At 43.6% G+C, this 11,351-nt stretch carries 9 protein-coding genes and 2 pseudogenes; 7 read left to right on the top strand and 4 right to left on the bottom strand.

Annotated features, from left to right (window positions below; translation table 11 throughout):
- Positions 1-282: 282 nt before the first annotated feature.
- The 3 genes and pseudogenes from polX to THEAE_RS21000 all read left to right on the top strand — a co-directional run.
- A complete protein-coding gene (gene polX, locus THEAE_RS0113390; RefSeq protein ID WP_028987824.1) occupies positions 283-2,019 on the top strand; it encodes a DNA polymerase/3'-5' exonuclease PolX in 1,737 nt (578 codons plus the stop codon).
- Positions 2,020-2,347: 328 nt separating this feature from the next.
- A complete protein-coding gene (locus tag THEAE_RS0113385) occupies positions 2,348-3,286 on the top strand; it encodes a TPR end-of-group domain-containing protein (protein ID WP_028987823.1) in 939 nt (312 codons plus the stop codon).
- 152 nt (positions 3,287-3,438) lie between these two features.
- Positions 3,439-4,059: pseudogene (locus tag THEAE_RS21000) on the top strand (ABC transporter permease); the annotation flags it as partial.
- Between the two features lie 4 nt (positions 4,060-4,063).
- Here the strand turns inward: THEAE_RS21000 and THEAE_RS0113375 are convergent.
- The 3 genes from THEAE_RS0113375 to THEAE_RS0113365 form a co-directional block, all read right to left on the bottom strand.
- On the bottom strand, positions 4,064-4,726 hold the full coding sequence (locus THEAE_RS0113375; RefSeq protein WP_028987822.1) for an amino acid ABC transporter permease: 663 nt from the start codon (positions 4,724-4,726) through the stop codon (positions 4,064-4,066).
- A gap of 66 nt (positions 4,727-4,792) precedes the next feature.
- A complete protein-coding gene (locus THEAE_RS0113370) occupies positions 4,793-5,569 on the bottom strand; it encodes a basic amino acid ABC transporter substrate-binding protein (RefSeq protein ID WP_028987821.1) in 777 nt (258 codons plus the stop codon).
- Between the two features lie 267 nt (positions 5,570-5,836).
- The gene (locus THEAE_RS0113365) at positions 5,837-6,565 is read right to left on the bottom strand and encodes an amino acid ABC transporter ATP-binding protein (protein WP_028987820.1); all 729 of its coding nucleotides are present in this window, start codon (positions 6,563-6,565) and stop codon (positions 5,837-5,839) included.
- Positions 6,566-7,151: 586 nt separating this feature from the next.
- Here THEAE_RS0113365 and THEAE_RS23065 point away from each other — a divergent pair.
- The 3 genes and pseudogenes from THEAE_RS23065 to THEAE_RS22660 form a co-directional block, all read left to right on the top strand.
- Entirely contained in the window at positions 7,152-7,370 is a 219-nt protein-coding gene (locus THEAE_RS23065; protein WP_425426430.1) for a hypothetical protein, read from the top strand.
- 48 nt (positions 7,371-7,418) lie between these two features.
- Positions 7,419-7,676: an IS66 family insertion sequence element accessory protein TnpB gene (tnpB, locus tag THEAE_RS20990; RefSeq protein ID WP_052330257.1), complete on the top strand. Its 258-nt coding sequence runs from the start codon at positions 7,419-7,421 to the stop codon at positions 7,674-7,676.
- Positions 7,660-7,871 (top strand): annotated as a pseudogene (locus THEAE_RS22660) (transposase domain-containing protein); the annotation flags it as partial. The gene tnpB and the pseudogene THEAE_RS22660, both read left to right, overlap by 17 nt.
- A 258-nt stretch (positions 7,872-8,129) precedes the next feature.
- On the opposite strand, the gene THEAE_RS0113345 reads toward THEAE_RS22660, so the two are convergent.
- A complete protein-coding gene (locus tag THEAE_RS0113345; RefSeq protein WP_028987819.1) occupies positions 8,130-9,488 on the bottom strand; it encodes a phenylacetate--CoA ligase family protein in 1,359 nt (452 codons plus the stop codon).
- Positions 9,489-10,651: 1,163 nt separating this feature from the next.
- On the opposite strand from THEAE_RS0113345, the gene THEAE_RS20985 reads away from it, so the two are divergent.
- The gene (locus THEAE_RS20985; protein WP_052330008.1) at positions 10,652-11,347 is read left to right on the top strand and encodes a class I SAM-dependent methyltransferase; all 696 of its coding nucleotides are present in this window, start codon (positions 10,652-10,654) and stop codon (positions 11,345-11,347) included.
- The last annotated feature ends 4 nt before the right edge of the window (positions 11,348-11,351 follow it).

The following is an 11,351-nucleotide window of genomic DNA, read 5'->3' as shown; positions in this document are numbered from 1 at the left end:
CAGGGCTAAAGAAATATGGGAAAAGCCCTTTCTAAGGATTTTACTCCAGGAATATGCCTATCTTGTCGTATCGATTTCATCTTCTTCATTTAGATGATTCATCTGTGGTGGTGGAAGTTTATTCTCTTCCTTTTGGGAACATAGAGGTAGAGTGGGAGGGTTTATACTTGAGGGCTTATACAATATGAATAAGTCGTTGATGGATGGGTATTGAATGAAGGATAGCATGGTAAGATATGGATAGTGTAGTAAACCCAATAAACCTTGAAGGAGAGCCGTACAATGCTGCCATCGAATCTGAAATTAGCCTATATGTTATATCGGATCGCCGATCTCCTGGAAATTGAAGGGGAGAGCCCCTTTAAAATATCCGCTTATCGAAAGGCGGGGCAAACGATTGAAAGAATGGAGATTCCTATCGAAGATGTGGATCCAGAGACGATCCCCGGCATTGGAAAAGGGATCGCTGCGGTGATTCATCAATGGGTGAAGACCGGAAAATCGGAACTTCTCGCCGAATTGGAAGAAAGAATTCCACCCGATCTTCTGCTTCTGTTAAGAATCCCCGGCTTAGGCCCGCGAAGCGTGGGCAGGTTATACCGGGAACTTGGCATCGATTCACTGGCGAAGTTGGAGGAGGCGGCGAAGGCGCAGAAGATCAGGAAGCTGACCGGCTTTGGCGCCAAGACGGAATTAAATCTCCTTAAGAGCATAAAACAGATGAAGGAGATTCCGGAGGAGATTCCCATCGCCACCCTTCTGCCGATTGCCCGGGAAATCAGGGAATGGGTGATGAACGTAGACGGGATAGAGAAGGCGGAGGTGGCAGGGGATCTTCGCAGGATGAAAGAGACCGGGAAGGGGATTCTCTTCGTCCTGGCCGCGCGCTCTCCGCACGAGGCGGTTCCCCTCCTGCTTCAGTTCCCCAAGGTGAAGAAAGTTCTGGAGAAGGGAAAGGAGGGGGTGACGGTCGAATTGGAATACCTCTGGCCGATTCGGGTCGATTTCCGCCTCGTTCCACCCGCTTTCTTTTCCGGCGCGCTCCTTTACCATACCGGTTCAGAGGCACATCGGGAAAAGCTGACGGAACGAGCGAAGGAGAGGGGGCTTATTTTCACCCCCTACGGTCTGGAGGAAAGCAGGAAGAGGAAGACCTTCGTCACCGAGGAAGATCTCTACCGACGTCTGGGTCTTTCCTACATCCCTCCTGAAATCCGTGAAGGAAGAGAAGAGGTGGAACGGGCGGAAAAAGGGGAGATCCCCCGCCTCATTCGCCTGGAAGATATTCGGGGCGATCTACACATGCATACCGAGTGGAGCGATGGGGGAAACAGCATCGAAGAGATGGCCAGGGCGGCTTATAAAAGGGGATATCGCTATATCGCCATCACCGATCACTCCCGCTCCCTAAAAATCGCCTGGGGGCTAAGCATTGAACGGTTACGTGAGCAACGGCAGAAGATTCGGGAGGTGGAGAAGCGCCTGCAGGAAGAATGGCAGGACGATTCCTTCCGCATTCTGGCGGGGGTGGAGATGGATATTCTGCCGGACGGCCGCCTCGATTATCCGGATGAGGTGCTTCAGGAGCTGGATCTGGTGATCGCATCGGTTCATACCGCCTTCAAACAAGAGGAGAAGGTGATGATGAAACGGATCCTGGCCGCCATTGAGAACAACCATGTGGACATCATCGCCCATCCCACGGGGAGGTTGATCGGACGTCGAGCGCCGTATGCGGTCAACGTGGAAGTATTGATCAAAGCTGCGAAGGAGACGGGCACCGTTCTGGAGTTAAACGCCAACCCCAACCGCCTGGATCTTGCGCCGGAGTACCTGGAGATGGCCATGAAGGAGGGCGTTCATCTCGTCATTAACACCGATGCCCACCGGATCGATGAACTGGAGAACATGGGAGTGGGTGTGGGAACGGCTCGCCGGGGCTGGGTAGAGCCTGATCGGGTGATCAACACATGGCCCCTCGATCAGCTCCTCTCTTTTCTGAAGAGGAAATGGTCGTAAATATATCCCTTCATTTTTTAATATCATCAAACAGAGTCTCGATGCATGGAGGGGACAATGTGTACCAAAGATAAAAGTTCACAATTTCAGGGTTTTTTTCAATTTTTTTATGGATGTTCACAATTTTTCAATATATAATCAGAACAGATGGAAAGAATGCATAGAACTCATTGTAGCACAATTTTTCAAAGTATTGTTCAATCTTTCACGAGGAGGAATTGGATCGATTGAAGCGATGTAAATCGTTTGTAACTGCTTCGTTGATGATTTTCAGCTAGGTTTATTACATTTAGGTTTGGGAAAAAAAGAGGAAAGGAGAAAGAAAGCGATGAACGAGTTATTAGAACTTCAAAAGAAGGTGTTTACGCTTTTTACTCAAACAAACTATGACGAGGCGTTGCAGACGATTGCTGAGATCGAAGAGAAGTATCCGGAGATGAAGGATAAAACAAGTTTCTGGAAGGCGTGTCTCTACAGCATGACGGGAAGGCCTGATGCCGCGGTGCAAACGTTACGGGCTGCATTGAAGGAAGGATATTGGTGGAACCCGGATCAAATGCTCAATGATGAGGATCTGAAGCCGTTGCGGGAGTTGGATGCTTTCAAAGAGATCGTGGAGGAATCAAGAAACAGATTTGAGGTTTCAAAAAGTACCGGATCATCCGATCTTCTCCTGTATCCTTCCGACAAACATCAAGTACCGATGCCGCTCTTGTATGTGCTTCATTGGCGGGGGGATTCGGCAGAGCGTTTTTCGCGGTACTGGGCCCCTGAGCGTTTAGGGGAGCGGATTCATGTGGCGTTTCCCCAATCTTCGCAAATATATGGGTATCACGCGTACTGTTGGGATGATGGTAAACTGGCGAGAAATGAGATTTACGACCAGTTTTCAGTGGTGGTAAGCCGTGTTGCGGTGGATGAAGAGCAGGTGATTCTGGCCGGAGCATCCCAGGGAGGAAAGTTGGCGTTTGAACTGGCGCTGGAGGGAACCCCGATTCAGGTGAAAGGGTTCATTGTAGTAGTTCCTTCCATTCGGGATGTGGCAGGCTATCAATCCCTGATCGAAAAAGCAAAAGGGAACTTCATTCGAGGGTGGATCATAACCGGGGATCAAGACCATTACTATGAATCGACTGTCGCCCTTCATCGTGACCTAGAACGGGCAGGCATCGCATGCAAGTTGGTCGTTGTAAAGGGAATGGGGCATTTCTTTCCGGAGAATTTCGCCGACTTGCTGCAGGAAGCGCTGGATGATTTATTAAGATGAACGAATCAAACCGATCCATGAATGAAATCGATTCAAGTATAGGATAAGTAAGGAGTTGAGCAAGTATAAATGATAAAATTGTTGGTTTTGTATCAGAAGAAGTCGTAAGTAAAGAAGGAGAGCAGGAATGCGTTACAAGGTTTATGGGGCGGCTCTATGGAGCCCGCATCTCCCTTCTGATCGGCATCTCCTCCGTAACCGGCTCGATTCTCGTCGGCGCTTTTCTCGGACTCCTCGCCGGATATTACGGGAGATGGGTGGATACCCTCATCAGCCGTATGTTTGATATGCTCTTAGCCTTTCCTGCCATTCTCCTCGCCATCGCCATCGTCGCCATCCTCGGGCCAAGCCTTTTTAATGCGCTATTAGCCATCTCCATCGTCAACATTCCCACCTATGGAAGATTGATGCGGGCGAGGGTTCTCTCTTTGCGGGAGGAGGAGTATGTTCAAGCGGCAAAGGCGGTCGGTTTGAAGGAAAGGCGTATTCTCTTTCGCCATATCCTGCCCAACAGTCTTACGCCCATTCTGGTACAAGGGACGATGGGCATCGGTTCCGCCGTGCTGGAGGCGGCAGCCTTAGGTTTCCTCGGACTGGGCGCCCAACCTCCGGAGCCGGAGTGGGGCAAGATGCTGGCCGATGCCCGAAACTACATCACACAGGCCCCTTGGCTTTCCATCTTTCCGGGGCTTGCCGTCATGGTGACGGTTTTAAGCTTTAATCTCTTGGGAGATGGGCTCCGGGATCTCCTCGATCCCCGGATGCTAAGGTGAAATGTTAATATTCACCAATTCGTAGTCTTTTTTCTAACCCCTCAGATAGTTTCGTTAAAGTGAATACTGTAGCAAGGTACATCAAGGCGACGACTGTCCAAATTTCAAAAGCGGCATAACTCGTAGCAATGACGATCTGACCTTTTCGAGCTAGTTCTTCAAAACCAATAACGGAAACTAAAGAAGTATCTTTTAAAGTAATAATAAACTGATTGAGTAAAGATGGAATGACAATTCGTATGGCTTGTGGCAGAATAACGTATTGCATGGTTTGACGTGTGGTCATCCCTTGGGCTAGAGCAGCTTCATATTGTCCTTTAGAAACGGCTTGTATGCCGGAACGAAAAACTTCCGCAATATAGGCTCCGGCATTTAAACTGAGTGCAGTAATAGCTGCTGTCCAAGCATCAATCCGAAAGCCGAGCAAAGACGGCAAAGCAAAGTAAACATAAAACACTTGTACCAAAAGAGGAGTACCACGAATTATATTAATATACGTATTGGATATCATTTTTAAGATTTTAGACTTTGATAATTTCATAAGTGCAGTAAACAACCCCAGAATCAATGCGATGAACAATGAAATCACAGTGATAGCGATCGTCATCCATAATCCATAAAATAATACTCCAAGCGATTGAAAAACGACTTCAACATTTATGTCCATATACTCAACCCCTTACTTTGTTAAAAGGGGAGCTGAAGCTCCCCTACTATTCTTTGCAACATTAACTCATTCTCCAAAATATTTTTTATACAGTTCGTCATATTTCCCACTTTCTTTTACTTTTTTTAAGCCTTCATTGATTTTTTCAAGAAGTTGGGTTTTGCTTTTAGTTACCGCTATTCCGTAGTTGTCTCCAGTCATGGGTTCGCTGACGACAACTAACTTATCAGGATTTTTTACAATATAATGTTTAATTACGGGTAAGTCCTCAATCAATGCATCAGCTCCGCCGTGAATCACTTCCAGATAGACATCGTTTCCATTGTCGAACGTTTTAACTGTGGCCCCCTCAATTTCCCTTGCCATCTTTTCACTGGTAGTTCCTAATTTTACGGCAATCGTTTTGCCCTTGAGGTCATCTTTGTTGTGGATCTTATTTTCCTGCGGGCGTACTGCAATAACTAATCCCGCTTGAAAATAGGGTTCTGAGAATAGTACCGCTTTTTTTCTTTCTTCGGTGATCGTCATACCGGCAATACCTACATCTAGTGTGCCGGTTTGCAAACCGGGTACGATGGCTTTAAATTCCATGGGTTTTAAATCGACTTTTAGACCGGTAGCATCAGCAATAGCATAAATTAATTCAATGTCAAATCCCGTATACTGGTTGGTATCGGGGTCCACATATTCAAACGGAGGGAAAGATGTGTCAGTTCCAACCACCATCGTTTCTGCTGTGCCGTCGCTAGAGTTAGCATCACCCGTAGTGGCCTTAGTGCCACATCCAGCCAGAGAAACGGCAAAAAAAACTACAAGAATGACTGCAAGCAACATTTTTTTCATGTGAATGACCCCCCAATGGTTTAGAATGTAATTACCAATATTTCCATCAATTTAAGAAGTTTAAGAGAAAACGATCGATATGCATACGAGGAGTAGAGATATAATACGAATGTGCGATAATGTGCTATCCCCCCTTTAAAGCGTGTATTATAGTTAAACAGCTCCTTAGCTGTCTTACTCCTATCTCTTACTGTCATTTTGTACCTTTTGGAAATGTGAATTTCCATTTTTTAAAGAAAAAGAGTAAAAGGATGATGAGATGGAGCACTAGTGACTGAGGATGCGTTTGAGAAAAAGTTGTGCACGTTCTTCACGGGGGTTTTTGAAAAAAACATCAGGTGTTGCTTCTTCGATGATCTCACCTTGATCCATGAAGATGATTCGATCTGCCACTTCACGAGCAAAGCCCATCTCGTGGGTAACGACAACCATGGTCATCCCTTCCTTGGCAAGTGTCTTCATCACATCAAGAACTTCGCCGATCATCTCCGGATCAAGTGCACTTGTCGGTTCGTCGAAAAGCATTGCCTTCGGTTTCATAGCAAGTCCGCGGGCGATGGCCACGCGTTGTTGTTGGCCACCAGAGAGTTGTGAAGGATAAACATTGATCTTATCAAGAATGCCTACCTTTTCTAGGTAAAGTTTGGCAAGAGATTCTGCTTCTTGACGGGACATACCGAGTACCTTGGTTGGTGCAAGAATGATGTTCTGTAAAACGGTTTTGTGTGGGTAGAGATTAAAGTGTTGAAAAACCATGCCGATATTGCGGCGTAATTTATTCAAGTCTGTCTCTTTATTGTTAACTTGTACACCGTCAACTATTAAGACGCCGTTGTTTATCGTTTCTAAACCGTTTATACATCTTAAAAGGGTGCTCTTTCCGGAACCGGAAGGTCCGATAATGACTACGACTTCGCTGGCTTCGATATTAAGGTTGATGTTTTTTAATACATGAAAACTCCCAAAATATTTGTTGACATTTTCGAAGGTGATCATCGTTGCCTCCAAAACAGAGATATGTTAAATCTTAACTATAGGCGGAACTCTCACAAATCATTATTAGAAAGTGATTATTTCTAACAACCTTTATGTTATCGGATTTTACTCGATATGAATAAATGAAAATGGTTACAAAGAACTGAGTTTTTCAATAATCATTAAAAGGTCTTAATTACGAACAATTTTTACAAACATTAGTTTATAATAAAATTCATCTAATTGCAATCTTCTTGTTTACAGATGTGTTGAGCGTCAGTGAAAATGTCATACTTACGCGTCAGTGAATTTGTCACATCGATTATGGTTTATCCTTTCACCCTCTGTTTTTATTGTGACCTGGACCGTTCATTTCATCAAGGGTAAAGGGCCAAGACCTTCGCTTCGCTCATCCTTGATTCATTCGTAAGCGTCAAATAAAACCAACCTACAATCTTCACCGCCTTCATGAGATAATCCTCCAAAAAGAACAGAATGGAGTTTTTTTCATGGCGAAACTCGTATTGCGTAAAGAATGGGAAGCTTGGGTGACTTTAGGGCAAGTGGAAAGACAGCGAAAGCATGGTGCGATGAACATCCATTAAAGCTGCATCAGTTATGGTACTGGGTCCGGAAAATTGAATCCCCCAGACTGTCTAAACCAAGTGGGAAAGCCTTGTCTCTTCAATGGGTTCGCCTCCCCATGGAAGGTCCATCATCCCATGATGCTTTGACGTTAAAAGTGGGAAATGTCGCCCTCGAGATAAGGCCCGGAATTGATCCCGCACTCCTCGCCGATGTAATGAAGGTGCTGAAAGCATTATGATTCCAGACGTGAGTGCGGCACATTTATCTTGCCTTGGGCAGTACCGATATGCGCAAATCGATGGATGGACTCGCAGTACTTGTGAAAGAGAGTTTTTCGCTTGATCCCTTCTCCAATGCCCTCTTTGTCTTCTGCAATCGTAATCGGGACAAACGAAAGATCCTTTATTGGGAAAACAACGGGTTTTGGCTCAACTATCGGCGCCTTGAACGGGGAAAGTTTCAATGGCTGGATCACATGACAGATCAAACGATGCATGTGACAAAACGTCCATTGCGCTGGCTGCTCGAAGAACCGGCTCTGTAGCAACACGCCAAGCGGAGCGAAGGCGAGCGCGATCATCTACGCATCATTGAGACGGCGAAAGAGAATAACGTAGAACCATTTAACTACCTTACGTACCTTTTTGAGAAGCTACCCAACATCGATCTTAAAGACAAAGAGGCGATTGATCAGCTTCTCCCTTGGTCCAATACATTACCCCTGACCTGCAGAAAGTAAGATAATGAAACAATCCTCATTTCCTTCTTAGGGGGAATGAGGATTTTTTATACCTTAAGATGTGGGTACTATTTTACGCTTACATCATCTTAAATTAATAATTTGATCCGATGTAGTTGGCGATTAAATAATCGACAGTTGTGACTGCTCCTTTTTTGTCTGGCTCAATTTTATAAAAAAGAAATACTCTATCATTACCATAAAATGAAAATCAATTAGGATTTTTACAAAAAATTGGGTAGACTAGCATATTAGACTTTAAATTGAAAGTGGAAATTCTCTTTTCGTATATCTAATCTTCCCTGAATTTGATGGCTCAATCGATTCTGCGAATTCTACTTTAATCTCTACAGAACCCATTACCTTCTTAATCTCATTAATAAACTGTTGAACTTGTAGATGATCATAGTTTAACCCTCTTATAATTTTCAATGATATATTACTCCTTGAATGCTGGATGATCTGAAACTGCTTTATTCCATTAAGATTTCGCGCAATGTGGTTAAAAACATGGCCATGAACATAGGCTCCGTTAGTTGCAACAAATATATCATCTTCACGACCTTCAATTTTTTCTAATAAGGGTAACTGTAATCCACAATCACATCTATCTAGGGATAATGTTGCAACATCTCCCAGTTGATATCTAATCCTAGGCATTGAATAATTATTTAGATCAGTTACTATAACTAAACCACTACCACCAGATGCGACAGGTTGTTTTGTATTTATATCGACAATCTCGATATAAGCATTCTCAACCGTAAGATGCATGTTACCTCTTGAACACTGATAAGCAAGTATTCCACCGTCACGTGCGCCGTATTCATTTATTACTCTACATTTAAAGGCATTCTCTATTTTCTCTCGTTGAAAATCGTAAAGTGTTTCTGCTGTGGAAACCACCGCTACCGGTTTGAATTTAAGTGAAAGATTACCTGATAACATAAGTTCGGCAAAAAGATAAAGCGCTGAAGCATAGCCATATATATACATTGGTTTAAAAGAGTTAAGCGTTTTGATATACTCTTTTAAAGAAGATGGATTAAGGTTATAAGCAGATATTAGAATTCTGTTTTTCAAAAATCTCTCTTTTAATTTATAGGATAGCCTTTGTTGTTGAGTCAGTTCTATAGGAGAGCCCCATATCATTGCAGAGCTATCTCCTATTTTTATATTTGACCACGAAAGACCACGCCAGCGAGCTGCTTCATAAAACTCAACAGTCTTTCTATCAAGATAAAATTGAACTGGTTCTCCTGTGGAGCCGCCTGTACGATTTGGAATAAGGTCTTCTTTTTTTACATCGTTACTTATGTAAGTTAAGCTTGAATGGATGAAGTTTTGTTTTGTCAATATTGGAAATTTAGTTATGGCGAAAGAAGGGTTCTCCATAATATCTGTATATAAGTGACGGTATTTAGAATAAGCAGGAACCTTTTCAATTGAATAAAGTAATAAACTTCGAAGTTTTTTCTCCTGAAGAGATTTTAATTCATTTTCAGAGTAATGTTGAGTTTCCTGTAGGTATTTTAAATAACTGCGTATCTTATTCCCCTTAAAATATTCCATATATGGAAAAACTAAATTTCTAATGAGCACACTATTTAGATTCATAATCAAACTCTCCTTATGTATAATATATTTTTTATATTAAAATAATGTATTTATTTATAAAAGTCAAGGATGATAGATGATGATGTGTTAGTCAAGTGAATGTGGGCAACCCTTTTTGCACTATATTCGTTGTAGCATATAGTGCATTTTCTAATCCTTTTTTGTATCACTGAAAGTGAGATGATCTTGGCTTTATGTTTTGATCCGTAATCCGTAAAGTCTCCTAGCTTTTCTCCCTTTTCCCTTGCTGATTCTCCCTTGCTCGCCTGCCCCTGTCAAGGGTTTTCAATCGCTTCGCGACGGAAACGCCCCTTTCAGGTTCATCGGCGAGCAAGGGCCTCTGCTAATAGGGAAAAGGGAATCCCCCTCTTTGCACGTGAGACTGTGCCTTCTTCGATGCTGGATGCTTTCATCTTAACTTACCTTACGTACCTTTTTGAGAAGCTACCCATGGTACTCAACGGGAGGGCTACAGTCAATGAATTAAAGTAGTCTTTATGAAAAACGGTCATTTTCATGATAGAATGATATCGTATAGTCATCGAAACTGTCCGGTTGAATTGACAACGGTTTATTCAGTAAGGGAGGGATAATCCTCCCTTACTAAAAAAAGAGGTCAATTATGGAAAAACGATCCATATCAATCTTCATGATTTCTATTTTTACATCGATCATTATGTTATTTGTTTCAATAATTACTACAAAAGTAATTGTATATCATCATGATGATTTGAAGCATGTCAAACTAGGATATCCCTTTCCATTTTTATTACAAAACCAAAGAGATATTGATCCCCCATTTCCGTGGTCCACCGGATTCGTTTCGGTTTTTGATAATCCGACGCAAATTCTTTTTGGACCAATGGTCGCATCATTTGCTTTTTATTTTATACTTTCGTTCATACTTCTTTACTTAATTACGGGGATACGATCAAAACATAGGGTTAGATAAACATCAGACGATATTTTTATAAACATGAATTTCACATGAATCGGTAAAGTTTAGAGGGTTTCCTTAAAAATTGAAAAGAGAATGGAAATTTACGGCATAAACGGCGGAGTGATCACCCCGTATGCGATGCAAGGCCGATTGAAGTATAATGGAAGAGATAAAGCGTCATATGTAGAGTCGTGGAAAGGTTAAGGGAAAAGAGGTGTCTCGTTTGGCATGGTTTGACGCCTTCGCCAAGGATTATGATCAATGGTATGAATCGAAGTTAGGCCGCTTTGTGGATCGAATCGAAAAGGGGATGATCGAAAGCTTGGCTCAACCGCAAAGGGGAGAAGAAGCTCTCGACCTTGGGGCAGGCACGGGAAATTATTCCCTCTGGTTGGCGGATCAAGGAGTTCATGTGACCGGGTTAGACCCGGCCCGGGAAATGCTGGCGATCGCCCGGGAGAAGGATAGCGATCAGAAGGTAAGATGGGTGGAGGGAGATGCCCATGATCTCCCCTTTATGGACAGCTCTTTTCATCTCGTTATTTCGGTAACCGCCCTGGAGTTTATGATGGAACCGCAAAAGGTCTTAAGAGAGGCGATGCGGGTTTTAAAACCGGGCGGTCGGATCGTCTTGGGACTGTTAGCCCGGGAAAGTCCATGGGGTGAGCTTTATTCTTCTCTGGCGGCGAAGGATCCTGCCCATCTTTTTGCGAAAGCCCATCTCTACCGGGAGGAGGAGATTCCTCTCCTCCTTCCAGGGGTGGAGTATACGCTGCGAAAAGGCCTTTATCTTCCCCCGGTAAATGATTTTGACGAAGAAGAGGCGTTCGCGGAGGAGGCAAAACGTTCCCGTTCCGATGCGCCCGGAGCCGGATTTTTTGCCGTTCGGTGGGATAAAAGAGAAGAGGAAAAGGGGTGAGAAG

Origin of the sequence: Thermicanus aegyptius DSM 12793 (assembly GCF_000510645.1) — a bacterium.
GTDB classification, from domain to species: Bacteria; Bacillota; Bacilli; order Thermicanales; family Thermicanaceae; genus Thermicanus; species Thermicanus aegyptius.
The sequence above is the reverse complement of the archived record's forward strand: the minus strand, read 5'-3'. Positions and strand labels throughout refer to the sequence as shown.